Genomic DNA, 17524 nt, shown 5'->3' on the forward strand with positions numbered 1-17524 from the left:
TTATTTAGGATAAAAATTGAAACAAATAACAAATCATATATGTTTTTGTGCCGATGGAAATTACATTTTGTTTGTTCCATCAGTTATAGAGTCGATTTTAAATAGTAATACAGCATCTTTTGTATTTCATGTAATTAGCGATGAAAAAAGAAGCCAAGCTTTTGATGAACAATTAAACTTAATAACATCGAAAGTAGATGTTGTTTGGCATCAAATCGATATAAAAGATTTTGACGGTTTAAAAGAAATATCTCATTTTACCAAAGCTATGTATTACAGGTTACTTATTCCCGAACTAATAAATGAAAGTACTGTTTTATATCTTGATTGCGACATTTTAGTAAAAGGCAAACTTGACCACTTATTCTCACTTGATTTAGATGATAATTACATTGGTGCAGTTACAAATCCATTTTTTAATCGTTATGAATCATTAAATCTATCTTCAGATGTTGGGTATTTTAACTCCGGTGTTATGTTAATAAATACGCAACAGTGGTTAGATAATGATATTAAAAATAAATTAATTCATATAATTAAAAACGAAGCACATGTCCTAGAAATGCCTGATCAGGATGCTCTAAATAAAGTATTCAATGGCAAGTGGCACAAATTATCTTCACAATTTAATGCACAATTCTCGATGTTTTTTAATGCAAAAAAATTAGAGACTGATGGATATTATAAAGTAGGTATCAATGAACCTATAATTGTTCATTTTTCAGGTACTAATAAACAATGGCATTACTCTTGTTCATTAAGTTACGCACGAGATTATAGAAAGCTTAAATCATCAAAAATGATCACCAAACGTTCATTCGTAATTGATAATTTAATTGGATTTTATTCTAGTGTTAAATTAAATTATTTTGGATCGTAAGAAATGAATGCTAAAAAAATAGCCTTTATTCAACCTATTATTACAAGTTATAGAGTTGAATTCTTTAAGCAATTATCAAAAATATACGACCTAGATGTTGTCGCGTGTAAACCTGATGCCAAAGAAGGCTTTAATACAGCTGAATCTTACCCTTTTAATACTTTAACAAGTTTTATTAAGTTTAAGTTTGGCCGTTTTTTCTATCAAACAGGTTTGTTAAAACTTAAGCACCCAATAATTTTATCTTACGGTAACTTAAACAATATAGCTCTATGGTTGTTACTTATTAAGTCGTCACTATTTACAGGTCAAAAAATAATTCTTCATGGTCAAGGTTTATATAATGGAGCGGGCTTCGTTAAAAGGGTAATGTATAAAGCAGCATTGTCACTGGCCGACGCTTATATCTGCTATAACGCTTTCTCTAGAGATGAAACTATTAAAGTATTACCTCGGTTTAAAATGAAGTTGCATTATGCCTCTAACACTTTATTTTTGAATACTTCACTCTCTGAAAAAGAACTTACTGGTAAGAGTGAGCGTAAAGATATTTTATATGTTGGTAGGTTAAGAAATGATTGTGGGTTAGATCTTCTAATAGAGGCTTTACAACAATTAAAAAGTAATTCAAATAATAATATTCGCTTAAAGGTGATAGGTGAAGGTGAACTTTTTGAAGTATATAAAAAACAATATTCGGGCTATACCAATATTGTTTTTTTAGGTGCTATATATGAAGAAGAGGAAATACTAGAAGTATCAAAAACCTGTTTTTGTGGTATTTACCCTGGTGATGCAGGTCTTAGTGTAGTTCACTATATGTCTATGGGGCTACCAATTATAGTTCATGATTCATTTAATCTTCATATGGGGCCTGAGCCTGCTTATGTTGAAGAAGGAAAGTGCGGTGTTTTTTTTGAAAGAAACAATGCTTCATCTATGGCTCAAGCTATTGCAAAAATGGGAAATACCGATGATTGGGATAGTCTAGCTAAGAATTCTTTAAATAAATATAAAGAATTAAATGGCGAGTCTGTTGTAAATGCTTTTTCTAACCTTATAAATGAAGTTTGATTATGATGCTATTTTATTTTATTGGTTTTGTTATTTTTGGTTTTCCTATTTTAGGTTATTTGACTTACATCTTAGGATTGTCAGACATTAGTGATTTTGATTTTTTATCATTGCGGACAAATACTTTTGAACCCCTGATCCTATTATTAATGGGTAGTGTTAGTTATGCTCTCGCTTACTTTATGTCTAATCATTTATCATCGGATAAAAAATTAAATATAACTAAAAATAATGAATTGCATATGGATGAGATACGTTTTGTCTTAGGCAAATATAGTCATTATATTGCATTATTCTGTGCTGTTTTTTTCTTTATATTCCAAGGCTGGATGTTTTTCCCTGAACGTTATGGGTACAGAGTTGAAATTAGTTTTTTACCAAGCCTTTATGCTTTAGCTGGTATGTTTGGGTTATTGTCAATTTTTACTCTAGGTTTTACTTATGGAAGTAATAAAAATGCTTGGAAGTATATTGCTTTATTTATATTTTTTATTGTGTTTCTAGCTTTTTTCTCTAAAGCCAGTCGTATATTTGCTCTTGCTCCAACATTATTCTTATTAAGTTCATGTTGGGCAGGTAAGAAGTTTAGTACGAGTTTATCTGTATCGTTAATATTATTGCCTTTTTTATTAACATTATCACTTCAGCTTAGAGGATTAAATTTACAAGGTTTTCTCCCATTTATAGAGTACTTCTTTACAGATGTAGATTTTAGTTATGACAAAGTATTAAGAGGCATTATAAGTAATTTTTCTAGTACTTACTTTATTTTCGCAGAAACGCTAAATCAAGCTGGATGGATGCAGTTAAATGATGTGTTAATAAGTTTAAATCCATTGCCTGGAAGTTTAGTTGGGTGGAGAGATGTTTTTTGGAAGTATAGAATAAATGTAAACGTACCATATAGTACATTAGGTGAGGTTTTCGCTTATTCTGTATCCTTGGGACTTGGTTTTTGTGTTTTTCTTGGCCTCTTAGTAGGTAAAATAAATAAAAACATCACAAGCAAAACTTATTTAGGTATTGTTCAAGCAATCCTCATCTTTTATGTGGCGATATTAATTCCCCAGTATAACCTGCGTTCAGCTGCACGATTTTTATACTTGATTTTATTTTTGGAGTTAGGATTCCATTCATTAAACTTTTTTAAACTGTGTGCACAAGGGAAGGTACGATGAAAATAGAAATTATAACTCCATCACTAACACGTTCTTCTGGAGGAGTAGGTAAAGTAGTTGTTGATGTTTATAGTAATATAGCTAAACGTAACCCAGATACGATTATAGAACTTAACTCACTTAATTATGAAGATGAGAGCCTTTATCATGCTAATGACGATTTAAAGAATCTTAGTTCAAAGATTTATAATGCGATTCCTCCAAAGCGCCTTGGTTTTTCTCCTAGATTAGTAAAAAATGCGTTTTCTCACGAGTCATCTTTAGTGCACTTGCATGGGATTTGGATGGCAACGACGCTTTATGGAAATATTGCCAAATTCTCAAATCGTACACCAACAATTATATCGCCTCATGGAATGTTAAATCCATGGATTTTAAGTAGAGGCCCTCTACTTAAAAAAACGCTCAAATTTTTATATGAAGGATACAGTTGGAATAAGGCTAATGCATTTCATGCCTTAAATACACAAGAGGCAGATGCTATTTTAAAAGTATTACCTAATGCTAATATTCATATTATTCCAAATGGAATAGATATTCCTGATACAAATTTATACTTACAAAAAAATGCTGCTGAAATTACCTTAATAACATATTTAGGTAGACTTCATGAAAAGAAAAATATTTTAGGTTTGATTGAAGCCATTAATAATATTTCACAAATTGATTATGATAAATCCCCATTTATTCTAAATATAGCTGGTTGGGGGGAGCCCGAGTACGAAGCGCTTGTTATTAATACAATTAAAGGTTCTAAAAGTGAACGCTTTAACTTTGTTGGACCTATTTTTGGGAATGATAAAGATTCATTATTAAAAAACTCTGATGCTTTTATTTTACCTTCTTTTTCTGAAGGACTCCCATTAACAATATTAGAGTCATGGAGTTATGGTATTCCTGTATTAATGTCAAAACATTGTAATCTGACAGACGCTATAGAAGAAGGTATTGCTATTGATACGGGTACAGATGTTAAAGATATAACTAACAGTATAACCAAATTCCTCAATTTATCGGGTAAAGAAAAATCAGATTTATCACAAGCTTCTTATGATTATGTTAAAAGTAAATATAATTGGGAAACTGTATGCGATCAGTATATGGAGTTATATAGGATGTATGGTTTATGAGCTCGGTTACTAAACAAAAAGAAACGCTAACTTCTCCTACTTTTTCTCTTCAAAATAAATTGATAAGAGTTATATGGCGTTTTGTATATATCGTATTTTTTAGATTTAGCCCTGTACCTTTATTTAAATATCGTAATTTTATATTGAAATTGTTTGGAGCAAACTTACAAACAACTTCACGTATTTATCCATCAGTTTCTATATGGTTACCTGCTAACCTCAGTATAGGTTCTCAATCTACTTTGGGGCCATTTGTTGATGTTTATAACCAAGGTAAAATTACCATTGGTGATAAAGTTATTGTAAGTCAAGGTGCTCATCTTTGTGCTAGTACACACGATTACAATGATCCTTTACATCCATTATTACTAGCTCCTATTAATGTTTCTAATGATGTTTGGATTTGTGCCGAAGCTTTTATCGGGCCTAATGTTGCTATAGATTTAGGTTGTGTTGTTGGAGCGCGTGCAGTATTAACTAAAAGTACGGAAGAGTGGACTGTATATGGCGGTAATCCGGCTAAAGCATTAAAGAAAAGGACTAAATTTAATGAGTGATTTAACAGTAATTATTTTAACATTTAATGAAGATAAGCATATAAAACGATGCATAGATTCTGTTATAGAATTAAATGCTCGAGTTATTATCGTCGACTCTTTTTCGACAGATGGTACTTGTGAAATAGCGCGAAAAGAAGGTGCTGAAACGTTTCAAAACCCTTTTGTTAATCAAGCGCAGCAATTCCAATGGGCAATAGATAACTGTAAAATAGATTCCGAGTGGGTTCTGAGGTTAGATGCTGATGAAACTATTGATAAAGAACTTGTTAATAATATTAATACCTTTATCAAACAAGATGGTGCAGGCCATAACGGCGCAATTTTTAATCGTAAACATATTTTCTTAGGAAAATGGGTGAAATACGGTGGTAGGTATCCATTGCCTATGTTGCGTTTATTTAGAACGGGTAAAGCACATGTTGAACTCCGCTGGATGGATGAACATATTGTTTTAGATTCAGGTACTTCTTGTGTACTTGAAGGTGGTTTTTCAGATGATAATCTAAATTCAGTTTCTTGGTTTATTGATAAGCATAACAAATATGCTACTAGAGAAGTTGTAGATATAATGTTAAAGAAGCTTGATCCATCATCAGACTCTAAGATTTCTGAATCCACTGGTTTTTCTATTCGATTAAAAAGGTTTCTTAAGCAGTCTGTCTATATGAAACTTCCTTATTTTGTAAGGCCTTTTGTTTATTTTAATTTTCGTTATATTTTACAACTAGGTTTCTTGGATGGTGCAACAGGATTTGCTTATCATTTTATGCAGGCTTTTTGGTATCGAGCATTAGTAGACTTAAAATGTATTGAGGTTGAGCGTGAATGGATAAATGCTAAATCAAAAGTTGAGAAAATTGAAAAACTTGAAGAGCTAAGTGGATACTGTTTAAAGGATTACAAGTGAAACTAATTTTAAATAGTCTTAATTATTCTCCTGAGCTTACTGGTATTGGTAAATATAACGGCGAAATGTGCCTTGAACTGGTTACACGTGGTGTTAATGTTAACGTAATAGTGGCGCCGCCGTATTACCCTGAATGGGAAGTGCATGAAGGTTTTTCTGGTTTTTTATATAAAACAGAGAAAAAGGAAGGTGTTAATGTAATTCGTTGCCCTTTATATGTACCTAAAAATGTCTCGACCATTAAACGGTTAATTCATTTAAGTACTTTTGCAATATCTTCTGCTTTTGCTTTATTAACCCAATTATTTAAAAAGCCTGATGTAGTTTTTTTGGTACAACCTACTCTATTTTGTGCACCTTTTGTATTGCTGTTTTGTAAGTTAACAGGTGCTAAATCTATTATGCATGTGCAAGACTTTGAAATAGACGCCATGTTTGGTTTAGGTATGATGGGCGAGGATGACAGTAAAGTTACCTCTTTTATTAAATCGATTGAGTCGTGGTTAATGAAACGATTCGATGCGGTTTCTACCATCTCTTACAGTATGATTGAAAATGCAGTAGCTAAAGGTGTTAACCGCGAAAATATTATTTATTTTCCTAACTGGTCAGATACAGAGTTTGTAACGCCTGAAACTGACGGTACCGCACTTAAAAAAGAATGGGGCTTTTCGGAGTCAGAGAAAATAGTTTTATATGCAGGAAATATAGGAAAAAAACAAGGGCTTGAGGTCGTTTTAGAGGCAGCAAAGCATTTTGAGAGTAATACGAACGTTAAGTTTGTGTTTGTAGGTGCTGGTGCTCATGTTGATGTGTTAAAATCGCAAGCTGAAAAGTTAGTGTTAAATAATGTTGTATTTTTACCGTTACAACCATGGGAGTTAGTGCCGCAAATGTTAGCTTTGGCTGATATTCATTTGGTTGTACAAAAAAAGGGTGCAGCAGACGCTGTTTTACCTTCTAAGTTAACCAATATATTGTCAGTCGGTGGTCATGCATTAGTAACTACTGAAGCTGATACTGAATTAGGCAAATTAGCTGAAAAGCATGAGGGCATTTTTCATTGTGTAGAACCAGAAAATACTCAAGAGTTTATTAAAGGGTTAACGTATTTGTTAGAAAGTGCTACTAACGAATGCAATAAAGTCGCTAGAACTTTCGCAAATGGATTTTTAGCTAAAGATAAAATTTTAGATAACTTTTTAATTGACGTAGAAACGTTAATTAAAAAATAATATTTGTATTAATAAGAATTAAATTATAAGGAAGACACATGTCTAACAAAGTAGCATTAATTACCGGTGTAACAGGCCAAGATGGATCATACTTAGCTGAGTTATTATTAGAAAAAGGTTATGAAGTACATGGTATAAAACGTCGTGCATCGTCGTTTAATACTGAGCGTGTTGATCATATTTATCAAGATGCGCATGCTGTTAACCCTAAGTTCTTTTTACACTATGGTGATTTAAGTGATACGTCTAACTTAACGCGTATTATAAAAGATGTTCAACCTGATGAAGTGTATAACTTAGGTGCTCAATCTCATGTTGCAGTGTCGTTTGAATGTCCAGAATATACAGCTGATGTTGATGCTATGGGTGCTTTACGTATTTTAGAAGCTATTCGCTTTTTAGGCTTAGAAAAGAAAACACGTTTCTATCAAGCATCTACTTCAGAGCTTTATGGTGAAGTACAAGAAATCCCACAAAAAGAAACCACGCCGTTCCACCCACGTTCACCTTATGCAGTAGCTAAAATGTATGCTTACTGGATCACGGTTAACTATCGCGAATCTTATGGCATGTATGCGTGTAACGGTATTTTGTTCAACCATGAGTCTCCACGTCGTGGTGAAACTTTTGTAACTCGTAAAATTACTCGCGCTATTGCTAACATCTCTCAAGGTTTAGAGCCTTGTTTGTATTTAGGTAATATGGACGCTTTACGTGACTGGGGTCATGCTAAAGATTACGTTCGTATGCAATGGATGATGTTACAACAAGATGTTGCTGACGATTTTGTTATTGCTACAGGTAAGCAAATTTCTGTACGTGAATTTGTACGTTTATCAGCTAAAGAAGTTGGTGTAACAGTTGAGTTCTCAGGTGAAGGTCTTGATGAAGTAGGTACTGTTACTGCTATTGAAGGCGATAATGCTCAAGCACTTACTGTTGGCGATGTAATTGTGAAGGTTGATCCTCGTTACTTCCGTCCTGCAGAAGTTGAAACATTATTAGGTGACCCAACTAAAGCGAAAGAAAAATTAGGTTGGACTCCAGAAATCACAGTTGAAGAAATGTGTGCAGAAATGGTTGCTAATGATTTAGATAAAGCTAAGCAACATGCGTTATTAAAAGCTCATGGCCATAACGTAAACGTATCTGTTGAATAATTAGTAAGACATTTCGTCAACGAATGAAAGTCAAACATTTAGGGATCTTCAACGAATTTCGCGAATAACACGAATAACACGAATTAAGGAAAAGTGATTAAATGTAAGAGACTAGGGAACTTGTGGTTAATTTGTTTTCTAGTTTTTTTCTAATTCGAGCAACTCGGTGGTTAATATTTATAATTAGAGAAATTCGTGTAATTCGGTGATAGTTGTTTGCTTGAACTTCTTTGTGGTTGATGTGTTTGGTTTTCAATTCTCCAATAAAGACGATTTTATTATGAAAAGGATTTTATGATGCAAGCGGACATTATGCTTAAAGATGAATGTTACCAAATTATTGGTGCTTGCATGGCAGTACATAGAGAATTAGGTTGTGGCTTTTTAGAAGCTGTTTATCAAGAAGCTCTAGAAGCAGAGTTTCAACTCAGAAGCATTCCTTATGTTCGCGAAAAGTCATTGGAAATAACTTATAAAGGGCAAGTATTAAGTAAACAATATATTGCTGACTTTGTTTGTCATAATTCAATAATAGTTGAGTTAAAAGCATTATCAGAAATAAGTTCAGTACATAAATCTCAATTAATTAATTATTTGAAAGTAACTAAGTTAAAACTTGGTTTATTGGTTAACTTTGGGCAAAGCTCTTTACAAAGTAAAAGAGTTGTTAATAACTTTTAGGTGCTGTTTCAGTGATTAGTAATCATCAACGAATTACGCAGATTTCACGAGTTTAATTAAAGTTGCTAAGTGAAACTGAATAGCTAATTTGTTTTCTTGAACTTATCTGTGATTATGTGTTTGGTTTTAATTCGAATAATTGGCGTAATTCGTTGATTATCTCTCAAAAGGTTTTATATGAAAAAAGTATTTGTTGCTGGCCATAACGGTATGGTTGGCTCTGCTATTGTTCGTCAGTTAGAAAAACAAGCAGATGTAGAGCTGGTTTTACGTTCACGTAAAGAGCTTGATTTATTAAACCAGCAAGCTGTTGCAGATTTTTTTGCAACTGAAAATATAGACGAAGTGTATTTAGCAGCAGCTAAAGTGGGTGGTATTGTTGCTAATAATACTTATCCTGCCGAGTTTATTCATCAAAACTTAATGATCCAATGTAATATTATACATGGTGCTCATTTAGCTAACGTTCAAGATTTACTGTTTTTAGGATCTTCGTGTATTTATCCTAAGTTAGCTGAACAACCAATGACAGAGTCTGCGTTGTTAACGGCGACTTTAGAACCTACGAATGAACCCTATGCTGTTGCTAAAATTGCGGGTATTAAGTTGTGTGAATCGTACAACAGACAATACGGTCGTAACTACCGTTCAGTTATGCCAACTAACTTGTATGGTCCTCATGATAATTTTCACCCTGAAAATTCGCATGTTATTCCTGCATTATTGCGCCGTTTCCATGAAGCCAAATTAAATAACTTACCAGAAGTTGTTGCTTGGGGTTCAGGCAAACCAATGCGTGAATTTTTGCATGTAGATGATATGGCTGCAGCTTCTATTTATGTAATGGAATTAGATAAAAAAACGTATGAAGCAAATACACAAGAAATGCTTAGCCATATTAATGTAGGCACAGGTATTGATTGTACTATACGTGAATTGGTTGAAACTGTAGCTAAAGTTACTGGTTATGAAGGTTCTATCTCGTTCGATGCAACTAAACCAGATGGTGCTCCACGTAAGTTAATGGATGTGAGCCGCCTTAAAGATTTAGGTTGGGAATATTCAATTAGTTTAGAAGAAGGTTTAACACATAGTTACCAGTGGTTTTTAGATAACCAAGATAACTTTAGAAAGTAAGTGTTTTGAATGATCGTCAGCGAATTACGCTAAGTAAACGGATCTATTAACCACAGAGAACACAGAGGCGCTGCGCGCTACACAGAGAAGTGATAATGTATTAGACGATTATATTTTTATGTTTTGGCTTGTTTTTAATTCGAGCAATTCGTGTAATTCGTTGATAGTGTTTTTATTTCTTTATTATTTGACCTTCTTGGTGTAACTGGGTGGTGAATTTTTTTGTCAGCGAATTACGCGAATGACACGAATTAAGGCATTAAAGAGATTTAACCACAGAGAACACAGAGGCGCTGCGCGCTACACAGAGAAGTGATAAGGGATAAATGACAAGGGATTAAAAGAATGATCTTTTTGTTTTACTCTTGCTTTTCTCGGTGAGGACGAAGTCCCTCGGTGGTTAATTTTTTTTAATTCGAGCAATTCGTGTAATTCGTTGATAGTGTTTTATTTCTTTATTATTTGACCTTCTCGGTGGTTAAATTGTTTTTAATTAGGTGACAAGGTTTTAAATATGTTTTTAGATAAAGAAACGTTTTCTACAGTGATTGAAAGTACGCCTTTGGTGTCTATTGATTTAGTAGTTAAAAACAAACATGGGCAAGCACTTTTAGGTGAGCGTTTAAATAAACCCGCTAAAGGTAATTGGTTTGTCCCTGGAGGTCGAATTTTAAAAGATGAGTCTATGGCTGATGCTTTTAAACGACTTACAAAAGAAGAATTAGGGCAAGCGTTTAGCATAAATCAAGCAGAGCTATTAGGGCCGTTTGATCATTTCTATAGCGATAATGTATTTGGAGATGAATTTTCTACACATTATGTGGCTATTGCTTATGTATTAACCTTAGATACAGAACTTGAAAAACTGCCGCTAGATGTTCAACATGGCAGTTATAAATGGTTTGAAATTGATTCGTTATTAGAAGATGAAAATGTTCATCTACATACCAAGTGGTATTTTGAAAAAATTAAATAAATGTTTAGCTTGCGAACATAAATAGGTATTTCACTATTTCGCTTTCTACATTCAATAAAATTTATAAATAGGATATTTAAAAATGATTTTACCCGTAATTATGGCCGGTGGCTCAGGTACACGTTTATGGCCTTTGTCTCGTAGCAATTACCCAAAACAATTTTTAGCTTTAGGGTGTGGTAACGATCATAGCCAAACAATGCTGCAACAAACTATTTCTCGTTTAAATGGTTTAGGCAACGCCCCTTGTATGCTTATTTGTAATGAAGAGCATCGTTTTATTGCTGCTGAACAAGTAAGAACACTAGGTGCAGAACATGGTGGAATATTCTTAGAGCCTGTTGGTCGTAATACCGCACCAGCTATTGCTTTAGCAGCAATACATGCGTTAGAAACAGCAAAAGATGGTGAAGATCCTGTATTACTTGTATTAGCTGCTGACCATGTAATTAGCGACGAAGCTGCTTTTCAAACTTCGGTTAAACAAGCTTATGAACATGCTAAAAACGATAAGTTAGTAACTTTTGGTATTGTGGCTAATAGCCCTGAAACAGGCTATGGCTATATTAAACGCGGCAGTGCAGTTAGCGATGACGCTTTTTTAGTGAGTAGCTTTGTTGAAAAACCTGACTTAGAAACAGCTAAAGGTTATGTTGATTCGGGTGAATATTACTGGAACAGTGGTATGTTCATGTTTAAAGCAAGCCAGTATGTTGATGTGCTTAAAAAATATAACCCTGCAATTTATGATGCGTGTGTTAAGGCAATGCAAGTACAAAATCAAGATATGGATTTTGTTCGTGTAGATAAAGACGCGTTTATGCAGTGTCCTGACGATTCAATCGATTACGCTGTAATGGAACCATTATGTGCAGAAAACAACTCTGATGTTGTAGTTGTACCTATGGACGCTGGTTGGAATGATGTTGGTGGTTTTGCCGCTTTATTAGAAGTGTCTAAACAAGACGAAAACGGTAATGCTTTTACCGGTGATGTTGAGTCAGTTGATACACATAACACCTTGGTAATCAGCGAAGATAAATTAGTAACGACTGTTGGCGTGAAAGACTTAGTAGTAATAAATACTAAAGATGCTGTTTTAGTTGCTCATAAAGATGAAGCACAACATGTTAAAACGATTGTAAATAAACTTAAAGAAAATGGTCGTTCAGAACCTTCTGTACATCGTGAAGTTTATCGCCCTTGGGGTAAATACGATTCAGTAGATAATGGTGAACGATTCCAAGTTAAACGCATTACGGTTAAACCTGGGGCTAAGTTGTCAGTACAAATGCATCATCATCGTGCTGAACATTGGGTAGTAGTTTCTGGAACAGCAATTGTACAAAAAGGCGAAGAAGAAATTTTCTTAACTGAAAATGAATCGGTTTATTTACCTGTTGGCGTTGTTCATGCGTTAAATAACCCTGGGGTAATTGATCTTGAGCTAATTGAAGTTCAGGTTGGTTCGTATTTAGGTGAAGACGATATTGTTCGCTTTGAAGACCGTTACGGTAGAGTAAAATAATATGAGCACATTACAAGCAAATACAGTGTTAGCGAATAGTGGTATAGCTTTTGGTACAAGTGGTGCACGTGGTTTAGTAGAGCAATTTACGCCAGACGTTTGTGCGGCATTTTCTTTAGCTTTTATTGATACGTTAAAAGGGCAATTTACTTTTGAGCGTTTAGCTATTGCTATTGATAATCGTCCAAGCAGCTATGCTATGGCTCAAGCTTGTAGTGCCGCTTTAAAGCAGCAGGGCATTGAGATAATTTATTGTGGTGTTATTCCTACTCCCGCTTTAGCTTATGCTGCGATGGAAAGAAACATTCCTTGTATTATGGTTACCGGTAGCCATATTCCGTTTGATCGTAATGGCTTAAAGTTTTATCGACCTGATGGTGAAATTAGTAAAAGCGACGAGCTTTCTATTCTGAAAAGTGAAGCGGCTTTTGAACCATTAAGCACTTTAGAAGAATTAGAAGTAAGTACAGTAGCTGGTGAAGAATATATTCGTCGTTATTCGTCGTTATTTGATAAGCCATTTTTACAAGGTAAACATATTGGTATTTACGAGCATTCAAGTGCTGGTAGAGACTTATACCAAGCTTTGTTTGAAGAATTAGGTGCTAAGGTCACATCGCTTGAGCGTAGCGACCATTTTGTTCCTATTGATACTGAGGCTGTTTCTGCTGAAGATCAGTTGAAAGCCATTAATTGGTCAAAAGAATATGGCTTTGATGCTATTTATTCTACAGATGGCGATGGCGATCGTCCTTTAATTGCAGACGAGAAGGGCGTTTGGTTACGTGGTGATATTTTAGGTTTATTGTGTGCTAAACAACTTAATGTTGAAGCGTTATCTATTCCTGTTAATAGTAATACATCGATTGAGCTTTCAAATGCTTTCAAAAAAATAGAGAGAACTCGCATTGGTTCACCTTATGTTATTGCTGAGTTTGAACGTTTAAGTAAAAGCTATAAATCGGTTGCTGGTTTTGAAGCAAACGGTGGTTTTTTATTAGGGTCTGATACAAGTATCAACGGTAAAGTATTAAAAGCCTTACCTACTCGTGATGCACTTTTACCTGCCATTATGTTACTTGCTGCGGCAGGCGATAATAATATTTCTGATTTAGTAAGCGATTGTACTGAGCGTTTTTCAGCGAGTGATAGAATTCAAAAGTTTGCTACAGCAAAAAGTAAGCAGCTAATTGAAACTTATACTCAAGATGCTTCAACGCTTATTAAGTTATTAGGTTTTGATGATTTAACGGTTACGAGTATTGATGTGACTGATGGCTTAAGAATGACGTTATCAGATAACGATGTGATTCATTTAAGACCTTCAGGTAATGCACCAGAATTACGTTGTTATGCTGAATCTACAAGTGATGAAAAAGCCAAGCAATTGGTTGTACAAGTGTTAGGTAAAGTTGTGAGTCTTTAGGGACTTTTTATCAACGAATTACGCTAATTTCACTAATTATTTATAATCTACATTTTTATTAGTGTCATTGGCGTAATTAGCTCACAGTTAGATATTGAAACACAAAGAAGTTTACCACCGAGAGCACAGAGTTGTGCTTCGCACACACCGAGAAGTTCAAAATACTTTTTTTTTAAAGACCTTATTAACGAATTACCCTAATTTCACGAATTGTTTAAAACATCAATCTTAATCGTTATTAACCTTTTCTCTGTTAAGGACTAAGTCCCTCTGTGTACTCTGTGGCTAATCTTTTAATTAGGGTAATTGGTGTAATTAGCTGACAGATTTATTATTTTTTCTTTTTGAAAATATATTTTATTGAACCGGTAAATATTCTTCTTATATATAACATTACGAGTGGCCAGCCACTGTCTTTACCGTACTTTATATAAATTTCTTCTGCTGGAGGAAATACCATTTCTTGAATTATAGCTACTTTATTTGATAATCCTTCAGTAGCACACAAAGTTAGCCAAACACCTTTTATACCCAATGTTCTTCCCAATAAATAATCATATTGCGGTTGGTAAGTTTTAGTAATTTCTGACGTATTACACCATTCAATTAAGTGCTGTAATTCATTGGTAGGGAGGTAGTTAGCAGTCAGTGTAAGAGTATACTGAACTAAGTTACTTAAACCTTTACTTTTTATTAACTCTTTTAATTGCACTAACTCAGTTTCATTAAGTTGCTTAGTAATTAAATAGAGGTCGTAATGCCATATTAGCTTAATTAAATCTCCAGATGACTTGTGGTGTAATAAATGGAAAATAGCGTGTATGAGTGCGTACGGTTTATTAATTAAGTTAATGTTAGTTAGTTGAGTGGAGTTAGCAGATATCAGCAACTCATCATAATTTAGAATATTTTCAATTTGCTTGCTGTTACTTATTTTAAGGTGGACGTCAAAAAGAGTACTTACTCCTTTACTTAGCATTTTTTTCATTGAAAATTGATTATTAATTGCTTGTGGTTCCCATCCTCGAGGGTTGCTATAACCTAAATTTACGAAAATCTCAGATATTCTCCGTTTATCTTCATTTCTTATTAAAATATCCACATCTGTTTTAGGTCGTAAATAAGATGTTTTATATACTTGGTAACCTAATGAAAATCCCTTAAGTACGACAACCTTTATCTCTGCTTCAGCTAAAGCAAGAAGGAAATTTTTAGCTGCGTTATCAGTTATAGTACTAATTACTTTACTATGTTGGGCAAACGTCGTGAGCTTTATATTAAGTTGAGTTAATGATGATAGCTGTTGTGTATTTTCAACGATTTTTTTTTCTTTAGATAAAAAATCAGTCAAGTTTGAGTTGATTTGGTTAGCAACTCCATGATTTATACTCAATGAATATAACTCATCAATATTCTTTGCATCAAAAGGGCTAATCTCATCTATAGACTTAGCGCGTACCAATGAGGATAATATATGTAAGGGATTAGAAATATTGTTCTTCATATTTAATAGTGGCTTCGGCTTTGTTTGATGCTTGATATTCTTATCCCTACAGCAAGAATTATATAAAAATATACATTGATAACAGGTAACTGAAAATTAAAGTCCATAAGGGAATGGATCAATACACAAAACACAGAGCATAGGCATGAAGTTTGAATTCCTAATAAAGAGCTATTGTTGGATTTTATCCCTTTAATTAGCGAAAATATTAGCATCGATATTGCTGTTCCAAGTAATAAGATACCTATTATACCTTGGTTACTCAGTAACTCTAGGTAGTCATTATGAACATGTTGCCACATTTTATTTCCATTTAATGTGTCAGGTTTATACTTATGCTGTATCGCAGGATAAGTACCAGGTCCTGTTCCTATAATTGGATTGTCAATTACAATGTTTAACGCTGTAGTCCTTAATATATCCCTCCCATTTTCACCATAGTTACTGATACGCTCAAAAAGCCGGTCGGATAGACCAGAAAAAATAATCGTTATAAATATTAATATTAACCCTGCAATGTTTTTATATATGTTTTTTGGTTTAATTTTCTTAATATAAAAAAATAATATTGTTGTTATAGTTGTTCCTAATATGAATGCTATTAAACCACCTCTAGAGGTGTTAAATATCAAAACCATTATCATAAACAAGGAAGCAACAAATAGTATAAAGTTTTTAGATAAAATGAAGTTTAATACTAAAGCTGACTTTGAATGATGTTTGGGAGATTTATTACTTAAAAGTAACCCAAAACCTAATGGAATAGTAAGTATTAATAATGATGCATAGTGATTTTTATAGCTTAGAGGACCATGAATTGTTTTATAATTAGATGCGTGCCAAGGAGGTAACGTGTCAATATACAGAAATCCTCCATCAGTATAATAATTTATTATTGCATGTAGAGCTGTTAGAGCAGAAACTGTAAAAATTACTGTGACTATAGTTATCACTCTTTTTTTAGTAGTTATTAATAATATGGTTAATACAAAAACACTTAAGTAACTAAATTGTTTTAATGCTTCATTGAAAGAATGTTCTGGGGATATACTAAGACTACCTAATTTTTTTTTCTACAAATGAGCTGTCGTTTGTTTTTTGATTAAAGTCAAATATAGTATTTAGATCAACTGCTTGAAAAAATGAATATAAGCAAAATGATAGTAATAATAAAATAGGTAATTTAAATTTTTGTAGTGGTTTTAATAATAGAATCAGAGAATTCGTTTTAATAGCTTTCATACAGAAATATGCAAACATTAAGAATAGAGCAGATTCAAATATCTTATATTGCCAATTAATTTCTCCACCATGAAACCAAGGTAAAATAATTATAACTGCTAAAAGTCCCGATAGAAGACCTAAATTACTTGGAACAAATAATGGTTGTTGTTTATTCACTGATTAACGTCCAAATTTGTATTTTCGTATTGGCTATCATTCACTTGAAGTTTTAAACGTTGAATTTTTAATTGCTTTTTGTATTCTTTTTTAGATGTCATAAATTCTATAACTTTCATAGCTTCTAGGTTTTTACTTTTTAAGGCATAAGTGAATGTGAGATGAATTTTTTTCTTGTATTTAAATATGTGCTTTAGTATTTGTTTTATCTTATCCGCATTTTTGTCTGAATTATTTACTAACTCCCAATACTTAAATATTACAGGTAATATTAATTCTTGAATATTATATTCAAAAGGTCCTAAAAACATTGCTTTTTCCAAAGCATATAGCATCTTGTAACCGTCATTTTTTTTATCATAAAACTTTGCAAGTTGAGCCCAAGCCTTGTCCCAATTTGGTTGTAAATATATAGCCTTTAGATATTCACTCTCTGCCAACACTAGGTAGTTAATATTATTCTTTTCTGGACTTGATTCATGTAAGTATTCATATAATTGTGCAAGAATTAAATGGTTGTTAGCTGAACTAGGATTTAGAGTCGTTGACGTGTTAACTCGATCTATCATTTTATTGATTAAGGTTGGCTCAATATGATGAGTCTTATTTAATTGTTTGAGAACCTTTTGAGGTCGAATTGTAAGTATTTCTGACCATGATAAGATACTTGCCCAGATAGCCAAAGCAAGGAAAGTTAAACTTACTAATATTATAGGGTAGTTATGTTTTATATTGTTACTCATATTC

The 17524-nt window shown here is 33.2% G+C and carries 17 protein-coding genes; 13 read left to right on the plus strand and 4 right to left on the minus strand.

Going from position 1 to position 17524, the window contains the following annotated elements:
- Window positions 1-16: 16 nt before the first annotated feature.
- The 13 genes from ACPUVN_RS05700 to ACPUVN_RS05760 all read left to right on the plus strand — a co-directional run bounded on the left by ACPUVN_RS05700 (window position 17) and on the right by ACPUVN_RS05760 (window position 13872).
- Window positions 17-880, plus strand: coding sequence for a glycosyltransferase family 8 protein (locus ACPUVN_RS05700; RefSeq protein WP_426370149.1), 864 nt, complete (start codon window positions 17-19; stop codon window positions 878-880).
- A gap of 3 nt (window positions 881-883) precedes the next feature.
- Window positions 884-1954, plus strand: coding sequence for a glycosyltransferase family 4 protein (locus tag ACPUVN_RS05705; protein WP_426370150.1), 1071 nt, complete (start codon window positions 884-886; stop codon window positions 1952-1954).
- 2 nt (window positions 1955-1956) lie between these two features.
- The gene (locus ACPUVN_RS05710; protein ID WP_426370151.1) at window positions 1957-3132 is read left to right on the plus strand and encodes a hypothetical protein; all 1176 of its coding nucleotides are present in this window, start codon (window positions 1957-1959) and stop codon (window positions 3130-3132) included.
- Window positions 3129-4262, plus strand: a complete 1134-nt coding sequence (locus ACPUVN_RS05715) for a glycosyltransferase (protein WP_426370152.1) — start codon at window positions 3129-3131, stop codon at window positions 4260-4262. The genes ACPUVN_RS05710 and ACPUVN_RS05715 overlap by 4 nt, the downstream gene beginning before the upstream one ends.
- Window positions 4259-4819: a putative colanic acid biosynthesis acetyltransferase gene (locus ACPUVN_RS05720; RefSeq protein WP_426370153.1), complete on the plus strand. Its 561-nt coding sequence runs from the start codon at window positions 4259-4261 to the stop codon at window positions 4817-4819. The genes ACPUVN_RS05715 and ACPUVN_RS05720 overlap by 4 nt, the downstream gene beginning before the upstream one ends.
- Window positions 4812-5729 carry a glycosyltransferase family 2 protein gene (locus ACPUVN_RS05725; RefSeq protein WP_426370154.1) on the plus strand — a complete coding sequence of 306 codons (918 nt, stop codon included), beginning with the start codon at window positions 4812-4814 and terminating at the stop codon, window positions 5727-5729. The genes ACPUVN_RS05720 and ACPUVN_RS05725 overlap by 8 nt, the downstream gene beginning before the upstream one ends.
- Window positions 5726-6964 carry a WcaI family glycosyltransferase gene (locus tag ACPUVN_RS05730; RefSeq protein WP_426370155.1) on the plus strand — a complete coding sequence of 413 codons (1239 nt, stop codon included), beginning with the start codon at window positions 5726-5728 and terminating at the stop codon, window positions 6962-6964. The genes ACPUVN_RS05725 and ACPUVN_RS05730 overlap by 4 nt, the downstream gene beginning before the upstream one ends.
- Window positions 6965-7002: 38 nt before the next feature.
- A complete protein-coding gene (gene gmd / locus ACPUVN_RS05735) occupies window positions 7003-8124 on the plus strand; it encodes a GDP-mannose 4,6-dehydratase (RefSeq protein WP_426370156.1) in 1122 nt (373 codons plus the stop codon).
- A gap of 297 nt (window positions 8125-8421) precedes the next feature.
- Complete coding sequence (locus tag ACPUVN_RS05740) at window positions 8422-8805, plus strand: GxxExxY protein (protein WP_426370157.1); 384 nt, start codon at window positions 8422-8424, stop codon at window positions 8803-8805.
- A 177-nt stretch (window positions 8806-8982) separates the two neighbouring features.
- Window positions 8983-9942 carry a GDP-L-fucose synthase gene (gene fcl, locus ACPUVN_RS05745; protein ID WP_426370158.1) on the plus strand — a complete coding sequence of 320 codons (960 nt, stop codon included), beginning with the start codon at window positions 8983-8985 and terminating at the stop codon, window positions 9940-9942.
- Window positions 9943-10456: 514 nt separating this feature from the next.
- Window positions 10457-10918, plus strand: coding sequence for a GDP-mannose mannosyl hydrolase (locus ACPUVN_RS05750; protein WP_426370159.1), 462 nt, complete (start codon window positions 10457-10459; stop codon window positions 10916-10918).
- Window positions 10919-11000: 82 nt separating this feature from the next.
- The gene (locus ACPUVN_RS05755; protein ID WP_426370160.1) at window positions 11001-12446 is read left to right on the plus strand and encodes a mannose-1-phosphate guanylyltransferase/mannose-6-phosphate isomerase; all 1446 of its coding nucleotides are present in this window, start codon (window positions 11001-11003) and stop codon (window positions 12444-12446) included.
- Window position 12447: 1 nt separating this feature from the next.
- The gene (locus ACPUVN_RS05760; RefSeq protein ID WP_426370161.1) at window positions 12448-13872 is read left to right on the plus strand and encodes a phosphomannomutase; all 1425 of its coding nucleotides are present in this window, start codon (window positions 12448-12450) and stop codon (window positions 13870-13872) included.
- A gap of 331 nt (window positions 13873-14203) precedes the next feature.
- On the opposite strand, the gene ACPUVN_RS05765 is transcribed toward ACPUVN_RS05760, so the two are convergent.
- The 4 genes from ACPUVN_RS05765 to ACPUVN_RS05780 all read right to left on the minus strand — a co-directional run bounded on the left by ACPUVN_RS05765 (window position 14204) and on the right by ACPUVN_RS05780 (window position 17520).
- Window positions 14204-15376, minus strand: a complete 1173-nt coding sequence (locus ACPUVN_RS05765; RefSeq protein ID WP_426370162.1) for a nucleotidyltransferase family protein — start codon at window positions 15374-15376, stop codon at window positions 14204-14206.
- 2 nt (window positions 15377-15378) lie between these two features.
- A complete protein-coding gene (locus tag ACPUVN_RS05770; RefSeq protein WP_426370163.1) occupies window positions 15379-16329 on the minus strand; it encodes an O-antigen ligase family protein in 951 nt (316 codons plus the stop codon).
- A gap of 103 nt (window positions 16330-16432) precedes the next feature.
- Window positions 16433-16777 carry a hypothetical protein gene (locus ACPUVN_RS05775; RefSeq protein ID WP_426370164.1) on the minus strand — a complete coding sequence of 115 codons (345 nt, stop codon included), beginning with the start codon at window positions 16775-16777 and terminating at the stop codon, window positions 16433-16435.
- Window positions 16774-17520 carry a hypothetical protein gene (locus ACPUVN_RS05780; protein ID WP_426370165.1) on the minus strand — a complete coding sequence of 249 codons (747 nt, stop codon included), beginning with the start codon at window positions 17518-17520 and terminating at the stop codon, window positions 16774-16776. Before ACPUVN_RS05780 ends, ACPUVN_RS05775 begins: the two co-directional genes overlap by 4 nt.
- Between the last annotated feature and the right edge of the window lie 4 nt (window positions 17521-17524).

This window comes from Pseudocolwellia antarctica (genome assembly GCF_049933045.1).
Classification (GTDB): Bacteria; Pseudomonadota; Gammaproteobacteria; order Enterobacterales; family Alteromonadaceae; genus Pseudocolwellia.

Coding starts and splice junctions, on each gene's coding strand:
- ACPUVN_RS05710 (WP_426370151.1), top strand. CDS start 1,957: ATGATGCTATTTTATTTTATTGGTTTTGTTATTTTTGGTTTTCCTATT.
- ACPUVN_RS05715 (WP_426370152.1), top strand. CDS start 3,129: ATGAAAATAGAAATTATAACTCCATCACTAACACGTTCTTCTGGAGGA.
- ACPUVN_RS05705 (WP_426370150.1), top strand. CDS start 884: ATGAATGCTAAAAAAATAGCCTTTATTCAACCTATTATTACAAGTTAT.
- ACPUVN_RS05765 (WP_426370162.1), bottom strand. CDS start 15,376: ATGAAGAACAATATTTCTAATCCCTTACATATATTATCCTCATTGGTA.
- ACPUVN_RS05760 (WP_426370161.1), top strand. CDS start 12,448: ATGAGCACATTACAAGCAAATACAGTGTTAGCGAATAGTGGTATAGCT.
- ACPUVN_RS05720 (WP_426370153.1), top strand. CDS start 4,259: ATGAGCTCGGTTACTAAACAAAAAGAAACGCTAACTTCTCCTACTTTT.
- ACPUVN_RS05755 (WP_426370160.1), top strand. CDS start 11,001: ATGATTTTACCCGTAATTATGGCCGGTGGCTCAGGTACACGTTTATGG.
- gmd (WP_426370156.1), top strand. CDS start 7,003: ATGTCTAACAAAGTAGCATTAATTACCGGTGTAACAGGCCAAGATGGA.
- ACPUVN_RS05750 (WP_426370159.1), top strand. CDS start 10,457: ATGTTTTTAGATAAAGAAACGTTTTCTACAGTGATTGAAAGTACGCCT.
- ACPUVN_RS05725 (WP_426370154.1), top strand. CDS start 4,812: ATGAGTGATTTAACAGTAATTATTTTAACATTTAATGAAGATAAGCAT.
- ACPUVN_RS05780 (WP_426370165.1), bottom strand. CDS start 17,520: ATGAGTAACAATATAAAACATAACTACCCTATAATATTAGTAAGTTTA.
- ACPUVN_RS05740 (WP_426370157.1), top strand. CDS start 8,422: ATGCAAGCGGACATTATGCTTAAAGATGAATGTTACCAAATTATTGGT.
- fcl (WP_426370158.1), top strand. CDS start 8,983: ATGAAAAAAGTATTTGTTGCTGGCCATAACGGTATGGTTGGCTCTGCT.